The organism is Telmatobacter sp. DSM 110680 (assembly GCF_039994875.1).
Taxonomy (GTDB): Bacteria; Acidobacteriota; Terriglobia; order Terriglobales; family Acidobacteriaceae; genus Telmatobacter.
In genome coordinates this window covers 3,607,205-3,630,770 of the sequence record NZ_CP121196.1, presented here as the reverse complement: position 1 = coordinate 3,630,770, position 23,566 = coordinate 3,607,205, and the positions used below count along the sequence as shown (strand labels likewise).

Annotated in this window: 22 protein-coding genes; 11 read left to right on the top strand and 11 right to left on the bottom strand. The window is 56.5% G+C overall.

Annotated features, from left to right (window positions below; all coding sequences use genetic code 11):
• Window positions 1–89 precede the first annotated feature (89 nt).
• Entirely contained in the window at window positions 90–524 is a 435-nt protein-coding gene (locus P8935_RS14855) for a hypothetical protein (RefSeq protein ID WP_348261080.1), read from the top strand.
• 69 nt (window positions 525–593) lie between these two features.
• Here P8935_RS14855 and P8935_RS14850 read toward each other — a convergent pair whose 3' ends face one another.
• Window positions 594–2,171, bottom strand: a complete 1,578-nt coding sequence (locus P8935_RS14850; RefSeq protein WP_348261079.1) for an alpha/beta hydrolase-fold protein — start codon at window positions 2,169–2,171, stop codon at window positions 594–596.
• A gap of 251 nt (window positions 2,172–2,422) precedes the next feature.
• Here P8935_RS14850 and P8935_RS14845 point away from each other — a divergent pair, with 251 nt between their 5' ends.
• Window positions 2,423–2,818 carry a hypothetical protein gene (locus P8935_RS14845; protein ID WP_348261078.1) on the top strand — a complete coding sequence of 132 codons (396 nt, stop codon included), beginning with the start codon at window positions 2,423–2,425 and terminating at the stop codon, window positions 2,816–2,818.
• An 88-nt stretch (window positions 2,819–2,906) separates the two neighbouring features.
• Here P8935_RS14845 and P8935_RS14840 read toward each other — a convergent pair whose 3' ends face one another.
• The 4 genes from P8935_RS14840 to P8935_RS14825 all read right to left on the bottom strand — a co-directional run bounded on the left by P8935_RS14840 (window position 2,907) and on the right by P8935_RS14825 (window position 7,143).
• Complete coding sequence (locus P8935_RS14840; RefSeq protein ID WP_348261077.1) at window positions 2,907–3,458, bottom strand: hypothetical protein; 552 nt, start codon at window positions 3,456–3,458, stop codon at window positions 2,907–2,909.
• Window positions 3,458–4,396 carry a carboxypeptidase-like regulatory domain-containing protein gene (locus P8935_RS14835; RefSeq protein WP_348261076.1) on the bottom strand — a complete coding sequence of 313 codons (939 nt, stop codon included), beginning with the start codon at window positions 4,394–4,396 and terminating at the stop codon, window positions 3,458–3,460. The genes P8935_RS14840 and P8935_RS14835 overlap by 1 nt, the downstream gene beginning before the upstream one ends.
• A gap of 221 nt (window positions 4,397–4,617) precedes the next feature.
• On the bottom strand, window positions 4,618–5,250 hold the full coding sequence (locus tag P8935_RS14830) for a hypothetical protein (RefSeq protein ID WP_348261075.1): 633 nt from the start codon (window positions 5,248–5,250) through the stop codon (window positions 4,618–4,620).
• 216 nt (window positions 5,251–5,466) lie between these two features.
• Window positions 5,467–7,143 (bottom strand): OmpA family protein, encoded by a 1,677-nt coding sequence (locus P8935_RS14825; RefSeq protein ID WP_348261074.1) that lies wholly within the window; start codon window positions 7,141–7,143, stop codon window positions 5,467–5,469.
• Between the two features lie 311 nt (window positions 7,144–7,454).
• Here P8935_RS14825 and P8935_RS14820 point away from each other — a divergent pair, with 311 nt between their 5' ends.
• A complete protein-coding gene (locus P8935_RS14820; protein ID WP_348261073.1) occupies window positions 7,455–7,988 on the top strand; it encodes a hypothetical protein in 534 nt (177 codons plus the stop codon).
• A gap of 92 nt (window positions 7,989–8,080) precedes the next feature.
• Here the strand turns inward: P8935_RS14820 and recN are convergent, their stop codons facing one another.
• A complete protein-coding gene (gene recN, locus P8935_RS14815; RefSeq protein WP_348265337.1) occupies window positions 8,081–9,763 on the bottom strand; it encodes a DNA repair protein RecN in 1,683 nt (560 codons plus the stop codon).
• Between the two features lie 250 nt (window positions 9,764–10,013).
• Between recN and P8935_RS14810 the strand changes: the two genes are divergently transcribed.
• The 4 genes from P8935_RS14810 to tolB all read left to right on the top strand — a co-directional run bounded on the left by P8935_RS14810 (window position 10,014) and on the right by tolB (window position 13,407).
• Window positions 10,014–10,688 (top strand): MotA/TolQ/ExbB proton channel family protein, encoded by a 675-nt coding sequence (locus P8935_RS14810; protein WP_348261072.1) that lies wholly within the window; start codon window positions 10,014–10,016, stop codon window positions 10,686–10,688.
• Complete coding sequence (locus P8935_RS14805) at window positions 10,672–11,094, top strand: biopolymer transporter ExbD (RefSeq protein WP_348261071.1); 423 nt, start codon at window positions 10,672–10,674, stop codon at window positions 11,092–11,094. The genes P8935_RS14810 and P8935_RS14805 overlap by 17 nt, the downstream gene beginning before the upstream one ends.
• A gap of 31 nt (window positions 11,095–11,125) precedes the next feature.
• Window positions 11,126–11,911, top strand: coding sequence for a TonB C-terminal domain-containing protein (locus P8935_RS14800; protein WP_348261070.1), 786 nt, complete (start codon window positions 11,126–11,128; stop codon window positions 11,909–11,911).
• A 143-nt stretch (window positions 11,912–12,054) separates the two neighbouring features.
• Entirely contained in the window at window positions 12,055–13,407 is a 1,353-nt protein-coding gene (tolB, locus tag P8935_RS14795; protein ID WP_348261069.1) for a Tol-Pal system beta propeller repeat protein TolB, read from the top strand.
• A gap of 31 nt (window positions 13,408–13,438) precedes the next feature.
• Here the strand turns inward: tolB and P8935_RS14790 are convergent, their stop codons facing one another.
• Window positions 13,439–13,891 (bottom strand): DUF2147 domain-containing protein, encoded by a 453-nt coding sequence (locus P8935_RS14790; protein ID WP_348261068.1) that lies wholly within the window; start codon window positions 13,889–13,891, stop codon window positions 13,439–13,441.
• Between the two features lie 196 nt (window positions 13,892–14,087).
• On the opposite strand from P8935_RS14790, the gene P8935_RS14785 reads away from it, so the two are divergent.
• A complete protein-coding gene (locus tag P8935_RS14785; protein ID WP_348261067.1) occupies window positions 14,088–15,215 on the top strand; it encodes a hypothetical protein in 1,128 nt (375 codons plus the stop codon).
• Window positions 15,216–15,243: 28 nt separating this feature from the next.
• Window positions 15,244–16,125: a creatininase family protein gene (locus P8935_RS14780; RefSeq protein ID WP_348261066.1), complete on the top strand. Its 882-nt coding sequence runs from the start codon at window positions 15,244–15,246 to the stop codon at window positions 16,123–16,125.
• 42 nt (window positions 16,126–16,167) lie between these two features.
• On the opposite strand, the gene P8935_RS14775 is transcribed toward P8935_RS14780, so the two are convergent.
• The 3 genes from P8935_RS14775 to P8935_RS14765 are packed head-to-tail and all read right to left on the bottom strand — an operon-like array spanning window position 16,168 to window position 20,207.
• Entirely contained in the window at window positions 16,168–17,256 is a 1,089-nt protein-coding gene (locus P8935_RS14775; protein WP_348261065.1) for an aminoglycoside phosphotransferase family protein, read from the bottom strand.
• Window positions 17,253–18,161, bottom strand: coding sequence for a sugar phosphate nucleotidyltransferase (locus P8935_RS14770; protein ID WP_348261064.1), 909 nt, complete (start codon window positions 18,159–18,161; stop codon window positions 17,253–17,255). The genes P8935_RS14775 and P8935_RS14770 overlap by 4 nt, the downstream gene beginning before the upstream one ends.
• A 6-nt stretch (window positions 18,162–18,167) precedes the next feature.
• Window positions 18,168–20,207, bottom strand: coding sequence for an enterotoxin (locus P8935_RS14765; protein WP_348261063.1), 2,040 nt, complete (start codon window positions 20,205–20,207; stop codon window positions 18,168–18,170).
• Window positions 20,208–20,530: 323 nt separating this feature from the next.
• Here P8935_RS14765 and pal point away from each other — a divergent pair, with 323 nt between their 5' ends.
• Together pal and P8935_RS14755 are read left to right on the top strand one after the other, a co-directional pair.
• Window positions 20,531–21,265 carry a peptidoglycan-associated lipoprotein Pal gene (pal, locus tag P8935_RS14760; protein ID WP_348261062.1) on the top strand — a complete coding sequence of 245 codons (735 nt, stop codon included), beginning with the start codon at window positions 20,531–20,533 and terminating at the stop codon, window positions 21,263–21,265.
• A 204-nt stretch (window positions 21,266–21,469) separates the two neighbouring features.
• A complete protein-coding gene (locus P8935_RS14755; RefSeq protein ID WP_348261061.1) occupies window positions 21,470–22,429 on the top strand; it encodes a tetratricopeptide repeat protein in 960 nt (319 codons plus the stop codon).
• Window positions 22,430–22,520: 91 nt separating this feature from the next.
• Here P8935_RS14755 and P8935_RS14750 read toward each other — a convergent pair whose 3' ends face one another.
• Entirely contained in the window at window positions 22,521–23,564 is a 1,044-nt protein-coding gene (locus P8935_RS14750) for a 2-oxoacid:ferredoxin oxidoreductase subunit beta (RefSeq protein ID WP_348261060.1), read from the bottom strand.
• Window positions 23,565–23,566 lie beyond the last annotated feature (2 nt).

Below are 23,566 nucleotides of genomic sequence, written 5' to 3'. Positions count from 1 at the left end.
TCAGCGCCTTCATCCAAAATTTGGTGATCGTTTATCGGAAAATTCGCAGACTGTTGCGCCAGTTTTTCTGCCAGACACAAGGAGGAAGAGTGGGTAAATTCAAATATCTAATGCTTATAGCCTTCGCAGCAGCTATGGTTGCGGCTGCACCTCAGAGAGCACAAGCACAAGTCGCGGTGCAAATCGGGCCGCCGCCCGAATGTCCATATGGCTATTTCGACTATCCGCCGTATGATTGTGCGCCCTATGGCTATTACGGGCCGGAGTGGTTTTCTGGCGGCATCTTTATTGGTGCGGGACCGTGGTACCACGGACGCGAGCGTTTCTGGGGTCACGTGGACAACCGCTTTGACCGCAATGACGGATGGCACGGCGATTATCCGCGGCGTGGCGAACACTATGACGAGCATCGTCGTCCCGGTCACGTTGAAAACTTCCGCGGCAATGAAATGCGCGACGGACATGGTCACTCGAACCTTGGCGCACAGCACGAGCATGGCGGCCACGGCGAACACGGCCACTAAACCATGCTGATCTGAGAAAACACGCCCAGGTGTCCTCGGATGCCCGGGCGTTTCTATCTCTATCTGTGTCTACTCGGCAGGCTGCCAGTTCGCACGCGGCCGCGCGACCGAGTACATCTCCGAACCGATCTGCGTGAAGAGGCCGCGACGGTCACCCTTGGGATCGCCTCCGGCGGGATACGTGGTGTAGAGATCGAAGTGGGTTCGATCCGGGATATAGGTAAAGTGCGCGTCGGCGCCGAGCCCTTTTAGCACCGCTTCCATCTTGTGCGCGGCCCCGTCCAGATAGAAAGTGTCGGCTGTACCAACGATGACGTGAATTTTGCTGCGTAATTCGGAACCGCGCTTCGCCCAAGTAGTCTGGACTATATGCGCGAGATCGTAGTGATCGTGCCAGTACGACACAACGGCAGGATCGATGTCTCCGGTTTCGCGATCGAACATCGGAACCGGCCGGCCGTCGGATCCCCGTGGCGAGAAGACCCACTCGAATGAAGCGATCTGCCCGCCGTATGGACCCAAGACGCGCTCGTTCTTTGCGAACTGTTCAAACGTACCGATCACCTTGGCGTGATCGCGAATGAGTGGGTACGGCGTTCCGTCGGGATGCTTATAGATATTGGCATGCGGCGCGTAGAGATCGACGCCGGTGAAATCGTGGAAGTCGCTAGGATCGGGCGAGGTAGACCAAGTTCCGCCGAAGATTGTGGGGTAATCTATCTGCAACTGAAGGGTTGCCCATCCACCGGAGGAGTGGCCTTGAAGGAATCGACCGCTGGGGCGGCCATCCATGCGGTATTTCTTCTCAAGGTAAGGAATGTATTCGGTCGTGAGGGCAGTTCCCCACGGACCGTTGTTGACGGAGTCGGCGAATTCGTGTGTTCCGGTGGCGCAAGATTCATCGAGCATTACCCAGATCATGGGCGGCAGTTTGTGTTTCGCCATCATGTCGAGCATCAGACCGCCAGAGATTCTCTCGTATTCGAACGGTGCACCGAAGCCGTGCGTCCAGTAGACGGTTGGATAGCGGTCTTTCGGGTGCTCGTCGTAGTCGGGTGGTGTGATGACCCATGCGCGAATATGAGTAGGCCGACCTGAAAATGCTGTGAGGGCGGGACTCACGAAGTCTTCGACGTGCGCATTCTTATCGAAGCCGGGAGGATTTTGCCCGGCGGGGCGCTCGGGAACGACGTTGTTCAGCGTGAATATGGGTTCGGTGCCCTGTCCCGGCGTGAAAGAGGCGAGAGGCACGACCTCGCTGATGAGGTCACCGGCACTACGACCGCCGTAATTGTAATTGCGATTCACATCGAGCACGGCCTGAGCCTGATAGTCGCCATGTTTCAACGAGGAAAAGCCGGCAGGAAACGCGAGATCGTCTGTGTCGATATCCACCGACGCTCCCGCAGCGACATCGGATATTTCCCGTGCCGCAACGTAGACAGCCGTCGGGGCAAATGGATTCTCGTCAACTTCCTTTGCGCCTGTTCCCGAGGTGAGGAAAACAAGAAGCCTGCCAGATACCGGAGCGGTGAATTGCGGCCCCACGGTCACGCGAAAGAACAGGTGCTGGGTCTGCTGTCCAAAGGCGGCGAGCGAACACAGCGCAAATGTAAGAGCAAGAAAGAGCTTACGGGGAATGTGCATGGTCACGCAATTGTAGGCGGCAGTGCGCAATCTCAGCAATCAGGGTAAGCGAAATGGAGCAGAAGCGGGTTTTCAGCAATTTCGGCGTGAAGGCGTCGGAATCGACTTCTATTGCTTAAAAAGGCTCAAATCGGAGGTATTAGGGCTAAATCGTCAATGTTTCGCGCAGGAATTGATTGCAAAACGGAGGGGGGGTGGGGGTAATATGTCCTATCCGGTCCCCGCACAGCAGACATTTGAAAGAGGTCATAATGTCGCGACAACTGTTGACTTTTGGGTACGATGCTTGTCATCGCTGGTCCGTTCTGCGACTCGCCGGGTTCACCGTCGACCACTCCGGTTCGATCCAAGAACTGCGGGAACGACTGATGCGTTCGCACTTCATGGGTTCTCATTCCGTGGAGGCCGTGATCATGGTGGAGGATATCGTAGCTGTTCCTCCAGAGGCGATCGTTGCAGCTCGATCCTATTTCACGGGGCCGGTCGTTCTGTTTGAGGGACGAACTCCGACGAGTCATCGGGACGCTTTCGACCTGCGCATACCTACGCTCACGCGGCCCGAGGTCTGGCTTCCCATGATTGACAAGCTGAGCGAAACCATCCGTTCTCGTCCGATGAGCAAACCCGCACACAGCAAGGTCTCATAATAGGCTCTCCCTCCCGACCCGCATTTCCTTTCAGAACTGGGACTGTGCGTGCAGATGCGGCTTTCATTCTGTGCGTAATCAATCCTGCCTATTGCTGAAGCCAGGTCATATCGACGTGAACGGGAATCTCGTTTTTGATGGGAACAGTTAAAAACGAAGGGCGCTCAATCTTGAAATCGGAACAGAGGGAGGGGATCGTCCCAGTAATGCGCACCGCGCTTCCCTGCCGCGTTTGCTGGAAAGGCACGTGGGTGTAATGGGCGGTCTGCCCCGCGAACTGAATTTCCAGATCAACATACATGGTGGGCGAAGCGGGCTCATGATCGGCAAAGTGAGTGCGGACCTGAACCATGGGAAATTGTGCTCCGCGGGTAGCTTCAATCATGTGCAGATCTCGATTGGTATCGCCGCTGTCAAACGACTTAACAGGTGCAGCAATAAGAAAATCGCATTGCCCGGCGTGACAAACTCCCTTTCCTTTCGCGGCATGACTGGTGCCGTCGACCTCGTGCATCGGATGCGACATGTGATACGTAAGGGTTGATTGTCGGAGGATGAACTGGCCGTCGGACTGGGCGAAGACGGGCGTAACAAGGAAGACTGCGCTAAGCGCCAAGCGAAGATACTGTTTCAGGATCATTACTTCTCCCAGAACTTGATGTGGATTGGCCAGGAGACGGCGATGATCGATGTTCCATAGGCAATCGCAGTGACATAAGCAACGGTGCCATGCTGTGCGGCTATCCCGTGCGGCTTCTCGCCGGAGTTCTCCTGCTTATAGGCCATGTAGCCAAGAACGGGCGTGAGGATCATACCCGGCCCGTGTACCCAGGCTAGCGTCTCGTGCCAGCGTATGCCGCCATGTTTTGGATTGTTAGGAATGCGCGGAGCGAAAATTGCATAGGACGCGGTGGTGAAGTAGAGCGCGGTGGTTAGTCCGCCGAGGGCTGCGTGAAAATCGAGATTTGCGTCGGTCGGCTCGCTAATGATCTGGCCGTTCTTCCCCTTGGCCTTTGCCATCGGACCGGTGAACACTGCGGCAGCCGTGGGAATCACTGTGATCAATCCCAGGCGTTGATGAATCTTCAGCATCTCGGTTCGCTTGGAAAGCGTCGCCTGCAATTGTGTATTCGACTGGGTCTGCTGCGGCGTGAAACCGAGATCGGACAGCGACGGAGCATCTGGCGGTGCTGGCGGAGTCTGCTGCGGCGGGGGCGCACCAGGTACAGTGTCAACACGGTGAGCAACCGGAACGACGGTAAGATCCGTGGTTTGCGCTGCGGCCAATGTCACCTTGATTGGCGAAGCCTGCAGTTCGCCGGCAACTGCAGACACTTCGTAATCGCCGCCTGCAAGGTCGGGGATGGAGTACATACCATCGGAGCCGGTTTCTGCGGTAAACGTCTTTCCATTCGCCACGCTCTTCGTGAAAACTTTCGCACCCGCAACAGCATTACCGGCTGAGTCACTTACCTTGCCGGATAGAGTATAAGTCTGCGCAAGGATCATTTGCCCGCATAGAGGCACGATGAGTGAGAATGCCAAAAGAGCGCGCATCAACACCCTTTGGATCAACATGAAAGCTTCTCCTTGGGGGATCACTTTGGGAAACTATCTCGAACAAGCGATCGAAGATGAGTATGCAGCAGCGAGAACTCAATTGGAAGACTCGAGCTGTACGAAAGGAATGAAGATTTCGTCATCTTGAAGAAGCCAAACATCGCTCCGCAAAAGACAAAACAACGGGGCATTGCGATGGCACGCAACGCCCCCGTTAATAAAGCCTGAATCGTTAAACCCTAGCCGCGCCGCACGCGAACAGTCTCTCCGTTGTAGTCTGCATGATTGGCAGCGATGACGGGCTTCCGCTCTACGACAGCAGCGTCTTTGTTGTGGCTCACAAGCTCTTCGAAGAGCGCGCGATAGTGAATCATGGCGCGGCGCAGATCTTCAGTACTTGCCTGCCCCTTGGATTGGCGAAGCGCGATTTCGTGTGCGGAGCGATAGTTTTGGGTCACGACAGGGTGATCGACAGAGATGTCAGCCGCACGTTGCTCAAAGTCTCCCACGGGATAGCCGCGGGTGGCCATGATGTCTCCCAGCAGTTGATCGGCCTCGGCTACGGCTCCGGCCGGAGCATCAACAAAGTGAGCCTGCACACGATTCCACTGTTCGGTATAGCGCGCCTGATCTTCGGCGGAAAGCGGTCGAAGATTGAACTTCTTGACTCGATCTGCACGCTCTTCAAGCTTGGCTTCGGCGCGGCGACGATCTCCACCTTCAGCAACCGCTCGATCGTACTCTGGACCAAAATGCTGGCGAAGTTTCTCCGTTCGCTTCTTTTGCAAAAAGAAAACAATCGCGCCAATAATCAGCAAAACAACAACGGCCAGAATGATGATCTGGACGGGAGTAAGATCCTGCAAGTTCATAACCTGGGTCCTCCTGTTTCTATGTGTCTAGATACGAATTAAACTGCGTGCGTTTTTAGCTGGAGTCTGGTCAGAATGCATTGGCTCGCAAGCCGGAGCGCACAACTCTACTTCGATCCTGTGCTGTGAGGTTTGAGAGGCTGTGTGTCACGGCGGGTTGCCTCTAAAGGTTGGCAGAGGCAACCCCTTCAACACGGATTCCGCATGCGCGATCAGCTATTGGGGAATAACCGTTGATGGCACTGAGGGCTTGGCCGGCGTGACCTCTTGAGCGGGCGGCTGCGGTTGCGGCGCAACCTGAGCCGCCGGTGGCTGCTCGTGACCGATGCCAATGGACGCACCGGAGACGACGAGCGCGACACGACGATTTTGAGCGCGACCGCTGTTCGTGGAGTTATCCGCGATGGGGTTGCTCTTGCCGTATCCTTCAGCGGTTATATTCGCTTCCGCTACGCTCTGAGAGACCAGGTAGTCACGAACTCCGTTGGCACGCTTCTCCGAGAGGTTCTGGTTGTAGTCGTCGGACCCGATGTTATCGGTATAACCCTCCACTTGCACTTTCAGATCGGGATAAGCAAGCAGAATTCCTGAAATCTTGGCGAGCTTCTCGCGTGCCTCCGGCTTGAGTGTGTACTTATTGAAATCGAATAAGACGTCAGATAAATTCATGATCAGGCCGCGGGCTGTCTCCTGCGTCTGCAGCACGGCGTTCAACTGCGTGCGAAGGCGTTCGCGAGCCTGCTCGGCTTGCTGAGACGCTTGCTGTGCGCTCTGTTCGGCCTGCTGCTGCGCCAACTGAGCTTGACGCGCCCGCGCCTGGGCTTCAGCTGCTGCCGCTTCGGCCTGTGCTCGCTGCGCAGCTTCCTGTTGTTGGTGCAATTGCGCCTCCTGTTGGGCCTGCTCTGCCTGCTGCTGCGCAAGTTGAGCCTGCCGCGCCTGATCCTGTGCCGTTTGCGCATTCTGTTCCGCCTGAACACGAGCGGCGCGCTGTGCCGCATCATCTTCTTCCTTGATCTTGCGGATGGTCATGATGCGCGCGTCTTCAGCGGTTTGCACGGCATTGCGGGCGTACGTGATCGTTTCTTTGCTGTTGCTCTTGTGAAGGTTCAAGTCTTCAGCATTCTGAAGATCGGTATTGGCTTTCGCGATGCTTTCCGGTGCGTACTGTTCCGCGCCGGCAGCAGTGGCAATCATTACCGCATTTTCGGCTTCGTAAAGTTCAAGCGGAGTGCGCTCTTTGCGGGTGATTGGATGCAGGACCGTATGACGTCCAGCAGTATTCGCGTATGCTCCGCGGGGCAGAAGAGTGAAGTGCGCATTCACAGGGCTGACGATGCCGGCGGTGCTGCCGATGACAACATTCTGCGCGACCACAAGATCACTGGGCATCGTAACAGCGAAGTAGGGCTCTGCAGTTACCATCAATCCGAAGGATTGCAGATTGGTGGTGGCAGTGATGTGGCTTTTATCTCGTGAGCCGGTGGGTAGCACTTCGCCGAGATTGACGGGACGACCTTCCGGCGAGATGGCCCACAGCACGTAGGTCAGGTATTCGGGTCCAAAGCCGTTTGCGGGAGATAGATTTTCAATTTCGACGTCGATCGAGGTTCGGCCATTGTTCGATTCGACTTTCGCTTCCCCTTTGGCCTGGGGCAGCATCGAGGTGCCCTCAAATCCGATATGGGTTGCGCCTGAACGATGAAAATAATCAATCGCGGGAAGATTGCGCTCGACGACCTGAACTTTGTAGTAGGCAATGCCGTCGCGCATCTCCACCTGAGGATGTGCTTGTTGATCTGGGTGCGAGGTGGGATTGGGTTCCTGGGCTGCGATCACAGTTGAAATGCACGCTAGAAACAAGGCCGGATATAAGCTAGCAGTTCTATAGGTCATATAGATTCTCCATTGTGCGCAAAAGACTTAAGCTAACTAGTTTTGCGGGCGTACTTAAAATGGATGCCCTATAAATTGTGCGAGTTGTCCATCCCGGGGGGCGCTAGTGAACGTAATGCCGGCAGCTAAAAGGTTGCACGATCAACACAGAAGTTATTCGAAAACTAATCAGTACTGGCAACAAAGGAATTGGCGCAATAACTGTTCAAAAGAGCTCACGTAACTTTGGACACGTCAACCTTCGAATCAGCGGTTGAGGGTGTTGAAAGGACCAGTAGACTTAAGCGAGTGACATCCCTTAGGAGGAAGTTATGAAATTGTCCCGGCTTTTTGTCGTGCCGGTACTTGCTGGCCTTTGTCTGGCTGGCGCAAATACGCGCTCTGCAGCACAGATCAGTGTCAGCATCGGAGTGGCGCCGGCCTGTCCTTATGGCTATTACAATTACGCCCCGTATTCCTGTGCACCGTTTGGCTACTACGGTCCACAGTGGTTCACGGGAGGCGTCTTTCTGGGCGCGGGACCGTGGTTCCGCGGGCCTGAGGGCTTCCATGGATATGTCAATCGCGACTACGATCCACGGTTCGGATATCACGGGCCGTTTCCCGCGCGCGGCGAGCGTGCCGACTGGGGAAGACATCGCGGTTGGGAGCATCAGTTCCACGGCAACGAATTCCACGAAGAACATCATCACGACAACGGCAACCACTATGGCCAGTACAAAGATCATGGCGACCACGGCGACGGCCATGGCTATGCTCACGACGACCACGGCCATGGGAACGGGCACGACGCCAAGCATGGCAACGGCCACGATGAAGATCACGGACACGGTCACGACAAGTAGATCGACATAGAAACGACGGAATATGAAAAGCCCCATGAGTGCACACGCTCATGGGGCTTTCGTAACTTTTGCCTGCTTTTTAACTTCGACAGCTAGCGACTGGTAGCAATCATCTGCGCGGCGTGCTGCAGGCTCGTATCCGTCACCTTGGCGCCGGAGAGCATGCGCGCAACTTCGTGGGTGCGGGCGCGGTCATCGAGCAGACGTATGTGCATCTTGGTGCGGCCGTGGTCTTCTTTCTTCTCGACAACAAAGTGCTGATCGGCGAAGGCGGCAATCTGCGGCAGGTGCGTCACGCAGAGGACCTGCTGCGCGCGCCCCAGCGCCTTTAGTTTCTGTCCCACGGCGTCAGCAGCGCGGCCCCCGATGCCGATGTCGATTTCGTCGAATACCAAGGTGCGCGGAGTGGGCAGCTTTTTGCGGGTCTTCGCCGCAGCCTCTTCGACGGCCACTTTCAATGCCAACATCACACGCGACATCTCTCCGCCTGAGGCTATCTCGTGCAGCGGTTTCAAAGGCTCGCCGGGATTCGTAGCGATGCGATATTCCACTTCATCCCAGCCATACGCAGTCCAAGCAGCTTCGTCCTGGCGGTTCGTAACCGAAATCTCAAACCGCACCTTCATCGCAAGGGAGTTGATTTGAGTTTCGGCGAGCTTCGCAAGTTTGGTACCGGCGGATTTGCGTTGAGCACCGAGTGACTCGGCCGCCTGCTTGTAGGCTTCGGCTGTTTTGGCTAGAGTGGCGCGAAGCGTCTTCAAAGTCTCGTCGCGATCCTCCACTTCAGCCAGTTTGCGCCCAACTTCTTCGCCCAGCGCAATCACATCGGCCACGGTCTTACCGTACTTGCGTTTCAACCGGTCGAGAAGCGCAAGGCGGTCTTCGATTTCGGCAAGGCGTTCAGGAGAAGCGTTAATGCGCTCGGCGTAATCGCGCAGCGTCGCACTTACGTCGCCCACCGTCGCTCGCGCGGATTCAATCTGCTGCGCGGACTCTTTGAATTTCTCGTCGTAACGTGCGAGCTCGTCGAGATTGCGTCCGGCGGCCCGCAGGGCTGCCTCTGCGGACGCTCCACCTTCATAAAGCTGATCGAAGGCACTCATCGCAGCGGCATACAGTTTCTCGGCGTTAGCGAGGACGCGCTTCTCTGTTTCGAGCGCTTCATCTTCTCCGGCAAGGAGACTGGCGCCGCTGATTTCTTTGGCCTGAAAGCTCCACAGGTCCACCATGCGGAGGCGATCCTGCTCGTTGGTGAGCAACTCGTCGAGTTTGTTTTGCGCGGCTCGCCAGGCTTCATAAGCGGCAGCTACTTCGTCGGTCGAGATGGAAGCGAACCGATCAAGCAAAATTCGTTGCTGCGTCTGATCGAAGCTTGAGAGGGTCTCAGACTGAGCGTGCACCAGAGCTAGTTCAGGCGCGAGCAGGCGAAGCACGGCCACCGTAGCGGGTTGGTTGTTCACGAAGACCCGGCCTTTTCCCGAGGAGAGAATCTCGCGGCGAAGGATGATTTCGTTGCCTTCGGCGTCAATGCCATTCTCCTCAAGGACTGTTTCCGCCGCGGGAGTCGACTCAAAAACACACGCAACAACAGCTTTGTCCGCGCCATGGCGGACGATTTCGGTGGAAGACTTGCCCCCCATGAGCAGCGCAAGCGCATCTACAAGAATAGATTTACCCGCACCCGTCTCACCGGTCAGGAGATTCAATCCCGGGCCAAAGACGGCGATGGCGTGATCAATTACGGCGTAATTTTCGGCGCGAAGTTCGACAAGCATGAAAGGTGAATCCGAGCGCAGCATAGCATGAACGGCAAGGGTTACGGCTAAGCCGCTTAAAATGCTGAGCTTTGAATGCACCACATCGATAACTTGGAGGGCCTGAATGCGTCTGATACCGTGGATATTGAGGTGAATACCGATTTTTACAGCTACTCTGCTCCTCGCATTACAAGCTGACGCCGGCACTCCTCCGGCTGCCAGCCCCGTTGCGCAAGGCACCGGCGCGTTGATGGAGATGATGGGCAATATGGGAGGCATAGCCTTAGGCGTTTTGATCCTCCTGCTCATCGCCAGCCTCTACTCGTGGACCATCATTCTGGGCAAGATGGGTACTTTTAGCAAGGCGACCCGCGAGAGCCGCAACTTCGTTAACGCCTTTCGCCGTGCGACGCGTCTGCAGGAAGTGGCAGCGTTTGCTGACAACTACAAGTCCAGCCCGCTGGCGCAGGTCTATGTGGACGTCTATGAGACCTACAAACGGCAGACCGGCGGCTCGGGCCCACCCAAGAATCTGACCCCATTGGAGCGTTCCGCCCAGACCGCGGCGAGCGAAGCCATTACCGCGCTTGAACGCCGTCTTACCTGGCTGGCAACCATCGCGGCTACCAGCCCCTTTATCGGATTGTTCGGAACAGTGATGGGCGTGGTCGACGCCTTTCACGGCCTGGGAACGGCGGGCGCTGCAACGCTGCGTGCTGTGGCTCCGGGCATTTCAGAAGCGCTAATCACCACCGCCGCAGGTTTGTTTGTCGCGGTACCTGCCGTTGTGGCTTACAACCAGTTCGCTGCCCGCATTCGCGTGTTTGCGGCGGCAACGGACGACTTCTGCCGCGAACTACTGAACTCGCTTGAAGAGATTCCAGCGCGCAGTTCTGCACCGCGAGAAGAACCTCAAGAGGTTGCACGTGGCTTTCGCGACTAGCAACGGAAAAACGCAGTCGTCCCTCGCGGACATTAACATCACACCGCTGGTCGACGTGGTGCTGGTGTTGCTGGTGATCTTTATGATCACAGCGCCGGTGTTGCAATCAGGTATCGAGGTCAACGTTCCCAAGACGCGCACGGTGAAGGAGATTACCGAGCAGCGCCTGGTGGTGACGATCGATCGCGATCAGCAGGTTTTTCTTGGCGACAAGCCGGTAAACGTACACGACCTCGGTCAGCGGCTTCACGATGCAAGCAATGCATCGAGCAAACAGGTGATCTATCTTCGCGCCGATGAGCGAGTGCCGTTTGGTGCTTTCGCCAGCGTGATGGACGCGGTGAAACAGGCCGGCATTACGAATATTTCGATTGTGACGCGGCCCGTGGACGAGAAGGGGAAATAGCGCTGCGCGGGTAAAGAGCGCAACGAGATCGATGAGCAGCTACTACCAGGTCGGTGGGCATTTCCAGGAGGGGCTGGCGCCCGAGCCATTGGCCAAACCAGCGGCAGGAGCGGTCTTGCTCCACTGCGGCATTGTCATCGCCATCGTGCTCTACGGAGTTATTGGCGGGTATTTCCACCACAACCTCTGGGGTGGCGCTGGCCCCGGCGGCGCGATCCAGGTGAATATCACCAGTTCCCTTCCGCTACCTTCCGATCATCCTCCTAATCAAAATGTGCTGGCCACCGAGAAGCCGAGCGAAGCGCCTGCACCGCCTGCGCCGAAGGTGAAGCAGGCTGAAGACGAGACAGCCATTCCAATTGTGGGCAAGCCGAAGAAGCCGGAGCACGAGCAAGCGGTGAAGACGCCGCCGAAGCAACAGCCGGTCCCGCAAAATCGCGCGCAGTATGGTGAGCAGGCTGGATCGGTGCTGCCCAAGGCAACATCGCAAGGCGCGTCGGTTGGGCCTACTTCCGTGACCGACGCCAACTTTGGAAGCCTGTTCGGATGGTACGTCGACAACATCAACCGCAAGATGGATGCGAACGGCTATCGGTCGCTTGCAGATCCACACACGCCCCGCGGAGCGCGTTCGTATATCTCGTTCATGATCGCTCGCGATGGATCAGTAAGCCAAGTGAGGCTGGATCGCTCAAGTAACAGTCCTACTTGGGATACAGCCTGCGTTCGCGCCGCGCAACGCGTTGATACCTTTGGCCCATTGCCGGCACAGTACCGAGGGAGCAGCCTGATGGTGTCGTTTTACTGTGAGTATTAAGGCTTTGCGGCGCATCCAAATTAGAATGGTCAACAACAATAGGGAGCCCATCGTCCGGGTTTCCATGCAAACACAAGAACTCGAGACACGCAGGGTTTTCCCCATCGCTCGAAAAAATCACCCAGGAAGGGTTTAGCGTTCTCATGAAAACTACGTTGCGATTTGGACTTTCGATTTTGCTTGTTCTGGCAAGCTTCACTGGTCTTCCCTCGCGCGCCCAGGACTGGGTACACACCGGCTCGAATCTCGGCAACGCACGCATACGGCTTGCGGCAGCAGACTTCAAGCAGGTCGGCGCCGATCCGCAGGCAACCGCGCTGAAGGCCACGTTTGACTCGACGCTTTACGGCGACCTTCAGAACGCTGGAATCTTCGACATGGTTTCGAAGAGCTTCGCACCGCAATCCTCCCCGGGCTCCCCGCAGGAGATCAATCTTGCGCAGTGGTCGGCTGATCCCGGCCTTGCGGCAATGGTGGCTTTCGGTGCCTTATCTGCCAACAACGGTCGGCTGGTGGTTTACGGTTGGCTCGACGACGCGCGCAACACCGCCAATCCGCAAGTTCTCGGCAAACAATACAACGAAGCCGCAAGCGAAGAGATGGCGCGGACCATTGCGCATCGTTTCGCAGATGAGATCATTCTCCGGCTAGGCGGTGGTATCAACGGGATTGCCGAAACGAAGATCTATTTCATCAGCTCACGCACCGGTTCAAAAGAAGTCTGGGTGATGGATTATGACGGTCAGAATCAACACGCCGTGACGCACCTCGGCACAGTTTCGTTGTCGCCGCGCATTTCGCCTGACAATTCGCGCGTTGCCTTTGCTTCCCTCGGCCGCGAAGGCTGGTCCATCCGCATGTACTCGCTCGAATTGGGTCGGATGGTGGGCTTCCCGGCTGGAACGGTGGGCGGCAGCAATACCAGCCCCGCATGGTCATCGGATGGCGCTAAGCTTGCATTCTCTTCCTCCCGCTCGGGCGATCCTGAAATTTGGATTGCAGACGCCAGCGGTGGAGGCGCGCACAAGATCACATCCTTCCGCGGCCCCGATGTCGCGCCCACGTGGAACCCGCGCACCAACGCGCAGATCGCCTGGGTAAGCGGACGTACAGGACTTCCGCAGATCTACACCATGGACCAGGACGGGGCGAGCGTGGAAAGGCTAACCGACGGCGGCTACGCGGTCTCGCCTTCATGGTCTCCCAGTGGCCAGTGGCTTACGTTTGCGTGGAACCGCAAGTATGGCCCCGGCGCACCCGGCGGTCAGGATATCTACGTGATGGATATTTCCAGCAAGCCATTGCGGTGGCTGCAGCTGACGCACGAATCGGGAAGCAACGACTTCCCTTCCTGGTCACCCGATAACCGGCACATCGTATTCGAGCGCACCATCGGCGGTAAATCGCAAATCTGGTCGATGCTGGTGGATGGTACGCAGCAACACCAGCTCACTACATCGGGTCAGAACTTCATGCCCAACTGGAGCTGGAAGTAGGCGCACTCTTAATAGCGGGAACGCCAGCTCATCAAGGCAGCCGTTCCCATGTGGCGCTTCGTCCCAGCAACGAGATGCCGACGTAGCCCCTCATTCCCAGCTTGTCACTTCCGACGGCCCAGATCTTGCCCTTGTACACCTTGCCGTTTTCCGGATCAACGAGAGTTCCGCCTACCCAGTCATCCCCTTCAGGATGAAAATCCTTGATGATGATCATGCCCATGATGTGCTGATTCTTTAGCTCGCCAGAACACTTATCGCATAGCGAATTGGGATCCCGTCCAGGACGCGCAGCAGTGACGCGTCCGAGCAGTTTTCCATTCTCTATATAGGTATCAACGTGTCCGCCCTTCGAGCCATCGGCGTTAATGACTTGCCAGTGACCCACGGCGTTCTGAAGCTTTGGCGTGAGCTGTTGCTGCGCGCTGGCGACGGCGACCAAAACAAATGCTGTAGCAAGAATGCGGATGCGGACCAGATTCAAAGCCTTGTTCCTCGGAGGGAATTATAGCCGCGCGCAGCGAGAGAAAGCAGCCTCCAGCCACAGCATTCTTGCCGCCTTCACACGCACGGCCGAGGGCAGAGTGTATCCTCGATTGCGAGATGAAATGCGGGCCATCCTGATCGCGAGTATTCCGCGGGTTTGAATGCCCCCTAAATCTACAACTGGAGACACTACGATGACCTTGAAGCCGTTCATTGCTGCAACATTTGTCACGATGCTTTCGATCGCAGGCTTGGCCCATGCTCAGGAGAGCGGACCTTACAAGGTTCAGAAGATTCAACTAGTGGATGGCGATGGCGGCTTCGATTACGTTACAGCCGACTCGGAAGGGCGCAATCTCTATGTGGCGCGTTCAGGGCCAGCCGGGCATATAGGCGTATTCAATCTCGACACGCTGGCGCAGGTGGGAGACATTCCCGGCATCAGCTCGCACGGTGGAGCAGTGGACACGGCAACCGGCCATGGGTTTGCAACCTCAAGCCCCGTAACGATGTTCGACGCCAAAACATTTGCGATTATCAAGAAAATCGATACGCAGGGACGACCTGACGGCTACCTCAACGACCCATTCAATCACCACTTTTACATTCTCAGCCACGCAGCGCCGAACATCACTGTCCTGGACGACAAGGACGGTTCGATTCTGGGAACGATTGATATTGGCGGTGCACCGGAGCAGGCCGCGACGGACGGGCGTGGCAAGATCTACGTTGACATCGAAGACAAGGCAGCCATCGCCGTGATTGACGCGAACACAATGAAGATGGTCGGCAAGTACGATGTCTCAAGCAAAGGCGGAGGCTGCGCTGGCCTCGCACTGGATGCGAAGAACAACATCCTCTTTGCCGCATGCCGCGACAATAAGAACATGATCATCCTGTCCGCGACCGACGGACACATCATCACCGATCTACCCATCGGCAACGGGTGCGATGGCGCCACCTTCAACCCGGCAACGATGGAGACGTTCAGCTCGCAGGGCGATGGGACGTTGACCGTAATCAAGGAAGAGTCGCCGACCAGCTTCAGCGTTGAGCAGACAGTGCCTACGCCGGCGCGAGCGAAGACGCTGACGCTGGATACGAAGACCGGGCACATTCTGCTGATCACTGCGGAGTTCGGGCCCGTCCCGGCTGCCGCACAACCACCCTCGGCACCAACCGCACCTGCGCCGCCAGCGAGTCCTGCACCGGGTGCTTCGCCCTCGGGTGCTCCAGCGTCCGGTCCTCCGGCCTACATGCGGGGACCTCGAGCCCCGATGATTCCCCATTCGTTCCAGATCATCGAGGTCGGCAAAGACTGATCGCAACTCGCGCGTATTGAGGTGAAAAATGAAGTTTGGTCGCAGCCTTTTTTTAATGGCACTCTTCATGTTGTCGTTCGCGGGCCCTGTAATTTCGCAGTCGAGCCTTTCCGCAAAGTGGGAGGAACTTACCGCTCCTGATTTCGTCCAGGCTATTCACCAATCGCAGGGCGTGTGCGTACTACCCTTCGGCATTATCGAGAAACACGGACCGCATCTGCCGCTCGGAACCGATCTCCTCGACGTGCGGTTTGCCGTCACCAATGCGGTGAAGCAGGAGTACGCTGTCGTATTTCCCGAATACTACTTTGGACAGATATTCGAAGCGCGCCAACAGCCCGGCACGCTTGCCTACAGTCTTTCCACGCAACTCACGTTGCTGCAGGAAACCGTGAGCGAGATGGCGCGCAACGGCTGCAAGAAGATCGTGATCGTGAACGGGCACGGTGGCAATAACTCGCTACTGCCGCTCTTCGGACAGGCACAGTTGGCCAGCCAGCGCGACTACGTCGTATACGTATTCGGGCTGCCTAACGAAAATGTTGCTGGACGCCCAGCGCTTAAGACGCCGTTCGACATGCACGCCGGTGAAGTGGAGACCTCGAATATGCTGATCGCGCGGCCCGATCTGGTGCATCAGGATCGAGCCGGCCAGCAATCAGGCGCCGATCTGCATCGGCAGACACTGCCTGACTCGGTCTACACCGGGATCTGGTGGTATGCGCGTTTCCCCAATCACTACGCAGGGGACGCGTCAGCAGCCAATAAGGAACTGGGCGAGTTCGATCAGAAAACATGGTCGAGAGAGATTGCCGAGGCCCTCAAGGCTATCAAAGCAGACGACGAAAGTCTGAAGCTTCAGAACCAGTTCTTCGAAGACTCCAAACATCCGCTTGATACGAAGCAATAAGACTTGATTTCAAGGCGGCTGCGCTAGCCATCGTAATTGAAACTAGGGCAGCGCTCGCAGTAGACGAGCCATACTGTCTTCCTGCTGCTCAATCGATTCAAGCAACTTGAATTGGGTGCGGCAGCGGTCGAGATTCTGTCTTGGCCTGCTGATCTTGTAATACACGTCGCCGGAAAGAAAGTCCGCGAGAAAGCGGATTCCCTGCTCGAAAACGATGACTTTTGCCCCCGTAATCAGAGAGTTACGTTCCGCCGTCGTGAAAAAGGCGCTTGCGCCTTCAAGGTAGCCTCGCAGTACTGCTTCAAAGAGAGAGAGGTTCATCGACACCTGCGACAGATCAGGTTCGTCCTCTGCCGCCGCGCATGTCATCGTCCTCACCATGTCACCGAAGTCGTATGCGGCCAGGCCCGGCATCACTGTATCGAGATCGATCACGCAAATGCCTTCGCCGGTCATATCGTCGAGGAGCACGTTGTTGAGCTTCGTGTCATTGTGTGTGACGCGCTCAGGAACTTTTCCGTCGACAAGGGCTCGCGCCGTGGAACTCCGCGCCAAAGCAAATGCGATTTCAGCACCAGCGGTCGCGCAGCGCTCAACCGCATCCGCCTTCACCGCACGTTCGAAGTCAGTGAACCGCTTCGGCGTGTTATGAAAATCCGGGATACTGTCATGCAGTCGAGGACCCGGCAGATCGACCAGCAGTCGCTGAAAATTTCCGAATGCCTTCGCGGCCTCAAACGCCTGGTGCGGCGAAGTCACCGTGTCATTCGTATGCGTATCCGCAATAAACCGGTAAGCGCGCCAATAGTTTCCGTCCGCATCTACGTACCAGCCGACTCCGCCGTGTGTGCGGATAAGTCGCAATACTCGTCTGTCGTCGTCGGCCTCACGATCAAGCTTCAAACGGAGATGATCCGTCACGCGTTGAATGTTCTCCATCACCGCGATGGGTTTCTTGAAGATCGTCGTATTGATGCGCTGGAGGATGATGCGCTCAACCCGCCCGTCATGATCAAGACTTACAAAATATGTGTCGTGAATGTGGCCGCTGCCGTAACGCTCCGCGTTGCTAAAATCCCCATCCAATGAAAAAGCCCGAACGACAGCGGCCAGGCGGTGCGGCTCGGTCATTGCCACAGCCTTCTGGGATAGGTTCCCTGCTCGATCAGCCGGCCGATACTTTGCACAACGCGCGGCTGGTCTTCGCGGTAAGTAACGCCAAACCAAGCGTCGCCCGAGCGAAGAACTTTTACGCACGCTTGTTCTGCCTGTATCAGAGAATTCACTGTACCTGGAATGTAGCACTCCGCGTTGAGATCATCTCCATAACGTTTCAGAAAACGCTGGAAGTGTTCGTAGAGTAACGGGAAGATCTGCGGCGTGAATCCCCACATGTTCATGCTGACGAGTTCGCTGCCGTTGAGCACAGTTTCCTGCCCCTCGGAGTCGATGTTCGTGATCCGCGATCCTTCACGCTCGATGGATTTCAACTCCGTGATGTCCTTGAGGTAGCCGTCCTCTGTAACGTGGCATACACCCCTCGCAACGGAGCCGAATTCTGAGAGCGTGTTGCGAAGAACAAAGCCGATCATGGCGTCGTCTGGTGTTCCTGATTGCAAATGTTGCGCCAGAACGCGGAAACTGCCTGCGCCATAAAAATCGTCCGCATTGATCACGGCGAACGGCTCATGAATAGTGTTGGCAGCCATCAGAATGGCATGCGTTGTTCCCCAAGGCTTGGTGCGGCCCTCGGGAGGTGAAATGCCAGGGATGAGTTTGCCGATTTCTTGAAATACGTATTCCACCGGGACGCGCTTCTCGTAGCGCGTTCCAACAGTTTTCTTAAACGGCTCTTCGATGCTTTTGCGGATTACGAATACAACTTTGCCGAACCCGGCACGGCGAGCGTCGAAGATCGAATAATCCATAATGGTTTCGCCGTCCGGACCAACCGGGTCCAACTGCTTCAACCCACCGTATCGGCTACCCATGCCTGCGGCGAGGACAAGTAACGTAGGAGAAACCATGGTATCCATCCTTCCTCAGCGGTGCGCAGTCGGAGCAGGCAGGATGTCGAGCGTGAGTACCTGGAATGCAGCGAGATGGAACTCATGTGCTTCTTGCGCAGGAAGCACAATCGCCGGGCGCCCTGCATCATCTTTCCAAGGGCTCCGAGCACTATACACCCGCGGGGCGTCGGAAGGCTGTTCAAAGGCATCCTGCAGACGAAGCTGAATCGTCTGCTCGTGATCGCTGGGGTTGCGCAAAACCAGGATCCCTTTCTTCGGTGTCCAGGAAGCCCATCCATACACCTCCAGCCATGCCGGATCGCCGCCGACCCAATGCGTGTCTTTAAGCACCTCGGCATTCTCACGCGACCACTTTGCCGCTTCCGCAAGGTCATCCCAATTCTGCGCACTTAGAAGAGACGGAGTGATGTACATCTCCTGGAGCTGCGTTCCAGTGCCGAAGTACGATCGAATTTCGTTGCGGAAATCGTTGCCCGGGTCCTTGTCGAGGTCGTTATGGTGTTGCGCGTAAATCAATCCGTGGAGCATAAGAGAATTCAGCGGATAGAGCGGGCCCATCTGTACGACGCGCTGGTAAGTATCGGCATCGCGATAAGTGATCCAGCGTTCTCGATATGTACCTACTCCAGCGGTTGAATCATCGTCGCCGCCGCGCCAGATGCTGTCCGCATACATTGTCCAGAATGGCGATGGCCATGTCCCCGTGGTCAGGTTCACGAACAGATCTGGCTTTGCGGCTCGCAACTCTTGAATGAGGTGAATCATTGCCGCGAAATCGCTATCGAACCTGCTTCCAGGAAACACGGAATCGACATTGCCCGTCCCGTCAAATTTGAATTGATTCACCCCGTATTTCTGGACCATCTCAAGAGCTACATCGCGAAACGCAGCATAGTATTTCGGCCCGGAAAGCGCATATCCCCCGCCGACAATTTCGTAACCGGCCTGATGTCCAAACGCGATGCGTTCCTGCTTCGGCTTGGAATAACCGCCCCACGGCGACATCCAGACACCCGGGTCGGCTTTGTACCTTTCCGCCGCCTGCTTCAGGGGCGTGAATCCATCTGGAAAACCGGCATTGAATTTCCAGAGAGAGTCGTGCTTGTCCCATCCATCGTCAAAGAGGAACGAGTCCAGTTGCACGCCGCGTTTCTCACTCAACTCATGTCCGAAGGTGTTGATGCGGTCCACCGCGTCAGTGCTGGTATATGGCGTGAAGAACCCCAGGTCATACCATGAGTTGTAGTGCAGAAAGGTGCGATAAGGATGCGCACGTTCGCGCTCCAGATAGGCAAGGAAATCCCTGCGCATCTGTCCCTGTCGTGCCACGCCGATCACGGATGAATATGTAACGCTTTGGCCGGCGCGAAGAGGCAATTCGCGATCGATCCATGCCGTAGCCCGTCCACTTCTCGTTTTGCTTTGCGAAAGAGGATGTTCGAATCCAACAAACCAGTTCCCTGCCACGATCGGCGAGCCAGCAACGGATCCCACCACGTGAGCTCCGGGGAGATCAAGATCAACCAACTCTACTCGACGGATAGGGAGATCTTTCTCGCCCGCGGCCGTGATAGTCACAATCTGCCGAATGTAGTTTGAACCCGCCAGCAGCACAATCGACCAATCAACCTGTATGGCGCGGTCGCCGGTTTGCATCCGCATTTCCACGATTTCGCCGTGAAGTGTCGCCGCCGTGCGAGGTGCATTCGGGGTTGGCAAGATTTCGGTTGCGCGCGGCTCTCCCACAAGCTTCAGAGTTGCTGTATCGAGAATTGTTCCGTCGTTCAGCAGCACTTTGAACGGTTGATGAGTGTGGAGAATGGTGCCGCCTATTCGGTCGCGGACCACACCATCGTTCACCGCACCATTTGAGAATGTCCACGCTGCATTAATCACCCGGTTTTGCACAGAGAAGCCATCGCCTTGCCGCTCGAAAGCGACGAGATCGGCTTCCGCCGGCGTGACGCGCTCTGCCGTTACCAAAATCGTCGCGCTTCCTAAAATGGATCCGCAGACGATTGCGGCCAGAAATCGAGTTCTACTGACGTTCATGAATCTCTCCTCGGCGCCCCTCTGCCATTCGGATGGGCTGCGACACCGACCGCTTCCCCGGTTGCTGATTTTAAATTGTTTAGAGCGTTTTGCTGGATTCGGATCGGCGTGCTTAAACTTAGCATCCTACCCCTGAGTTCCCGGCTCCCCTCTTCATCCGCAAGCAGCAATGCAGCCCGCTCAAGCCTGCTGCGGTACTTCAAACACCCGAACATTGGTTGTTAACAGTCGATGCTGCAATCGTGTACCTGCTGTCGAACCAGCGGAGCTAAAATGGAAACGTCATCAATGTACGCAAATGACCTTGCGGAAGGAGTTACGAATTGAAACGTTGCACCCGTGTTTTGGTTCCTGCTTTGCTTGTAGCTTTGGTAGCCATCGCTGGCTGTAAGAAGAAGACGCCGCCCCCGGCGGCTCAGACAGCCCCACCGGTCACGGCCCCCGCTCCAACCGCTCACATTAGTGCGGAGCCCGGCGCTATTTCAGCTGGAGACCAGGTAACGCTCAACTGGAAAACTACGGACGCGACCAGTGTCTCGATCGAAGGCATTGGCGACGTGCCCACCTCTGGCACCAAGACCGTTACACCGACCGCCTCCACGACATATCATCTCGTGGCTCGCGGAGAAGGCGGGACGGCTGACGACACCGCGCGAGTGACGGTCAACGCTCCGCCACCGGTAACGCAACCGACAAATTCGATGTCTGCAGAAGAAGAGTTTAAGGCCAACATGCAGGACGTCTTCTACGATTACGACGCCTACGACGTGCGCCCCGATTCGCAGGGCATCCTGTCAAAGGACGCTGCCTACTTGAGCAGCCATCCCAATATCCGCATTGTCATCGGCGGTTATTGCGACGAGCGCGGTTCTAACGAATATAACCTCGCGCTTGGGCAGAACCGTGCCGATGCTGCAAAGAACGCGTTGATCTCTGCCGGAATCGCTGCGGCCCGCATCAGGGTTGTCAGCTACGGCAAAGAGAAGCCATTCTGCTCGGAGTCAACTGAGGCCTGCTGGCAGCAGAACCGCCGCGCCGGCTTCTCGCTCGACCAGTAAAACCGTTAGCCTGGCTGGCGGCATCGCCCTCATCTGCGATGCCGCTTAGCCCTCGTTACCCGGCAAGTGTTTCAGATCGAGCAATCGAGCAATCAAGCAGATAGAGCACCTAGGCAGCGCAGAGATCGCCCGATCTCGTCTAACAAATATCGTGTCTTGCATTCCTTTGGAAGCGAGCTCGAATTTCTACATCGTAGGTGATCGATGCATAAAGTCTTCACACTTCGCCATCGTGCTGCTGCGGCGGCAATTCTGCTCACCATCCTTGCCATGGCTCCCGTGCGCGCGCATGCGGCCTCAAAGGAAATCATTGAACTTCAGACCCAGGTGCAGCAGTTGCTCGACATGGTGCAGCGGCTTCAGTCGACCCTCGACACCCGCTTTGGGGTCCTGCAGCACCTCGTGGAGCAGACCGCGGATAACGCGAACCAGATGAGCCAGACGGTGAACGCTCTTCAGCAAAAGATCAACCAGCAGAGCGATGGCCTCAGCGGGAAAATCGACACGGCGTCCGGCCAGGTTCAGTCGCTCAATGACTCTGTGGATGAATTGAAGACGCGCATCGCTAAGCTCGACAAATCGATCCAGGACCTGCAAGGCCAATTGCAGAATATTCAGAGCGCACCACCGACTGGCGGACAACCAGCGCCCGGTGGAACAGCACCGACAGTGCCTGTTCCCGACTCCGGAGCAGGTCCGGGGGGTGCTCAGGGATCATTACCACAACCGATGGCTAACAACGCTGCACCCGGCGCCATGACTCCTCCCTTGAAGGAGACCTTTCAGGCAGCCCTGCGCGATTACAACGCCGCAAAATATCCTGTCGCCACCGGGGAATTTCAAGATGTCATTCACTACTACCCGATGGATGACCTGGCGGGAAGCGCCGAATATTATCTCGGCGAAATTGCCTACCATCAGCAGGACTATGCCGAAGCCATCAAGAACTACAACGCGGTTTTAGAGGGTTTCAGCGGAAGTCCGAAAGCTCCCGCTGCACAGTTGCACAAGGGCTTTGCACTGATTCAGCAAAGCAAGAAGGACGCCGGCATCCACGAACTCCGCCTGCTCATTCAGCGGCATCCGCAAACGCCCGAAGCTGCCCAGGCAAAGGCCAAGCTCACTGCGATGGGCATTCATAGCACTGCGTCTGCTCAGCGCTAGCCCTCGTGGACCTAAGCAATAACTGAATTCGTTTGCAAAAGAAAAGCCCCGCATTTCGCGGGGCTTTTTGCTGATCACTGACAACTGTCTTTTACTGCAGATTCGCCATGAGCGCATCAAGCGCGGACTTTGGCGGCCGTGTCAGAGATTCCGGCAGAGTCGCCAGCGGCTCATCTACCATGTTCAGCAGATCGGTAAACGTCGGCTTCTCTGTGTTGATGTAGAACACGCCGGTGAGGACCTCATTCTTCTCCTCTGCCTCCATCAGCGTCTTCACGGCATTGGCCTTATCGGTCGGATCGTAGTCTTCATGCAGCTTGCGAAGTCGCAGGCTCGAGCCGTCGTGCATTTCTACTTCATATACCTGCCCCGAGTCGTAGTCCACATCGATGTCGTCAAAGCTGGCCACAAACCCAACGTCGTTGATGGGCTCGTCGTTTTCCTGCATGAACTTGTAGCTCTTGGTGGATCCCTCGTGGTCGTTAAACGTCACGCAAGGACTGATCACGTCGAGCATAACCGTTCCCTTGTGGGCGATCGCTGCCTTCAACATGGCAAGGAGTTGCTTCTTATCGCCCGAGAATGAACGGCCGACGAAGGTCGCACCAAGTTGGATAGCTAGGGCGCAAGTATCGATGGCAGGCAGATCGTTGATGACGCCGGTTTTCAGCTTCGAGCCAATATCCGCAGTTGCAGAGAACTGGCCCTTCGTGAGACCGTACACCCCATTATCTTCAATGATGTAAATCATCGGCAGATTGCGGCGCATCAAGTGAACGAATTGCCCCATGCCGATGGAAGCAGTGTCCCCGTCGCCGGAGACACCCAGCAGCATGTTGGTGTGATTGGCAAGGTGCGCCCCGGTGGAGACTGAAGGCATGCGGCCGTGCACCGAGTTGAAACTGTGCGAACGGCTCATGAAGTATGCCGGGCTTTTCGACGAGCATCCAATGCCGCTCATCTTCATCACGCGCTCTGGCTGAACGCCCATCTCATACATCGCGTCGATGATGCGCTCGGAGATTGCGTTGTGGCCGCAGCCCGCGCAGAGCGTGGACTTGCCGCCGCGATATTCAAGTACCGGAAGCCCGATGTGATTGACCTTGGGGCCTGGCGTAGCGGTTGGGGTTGCCATGA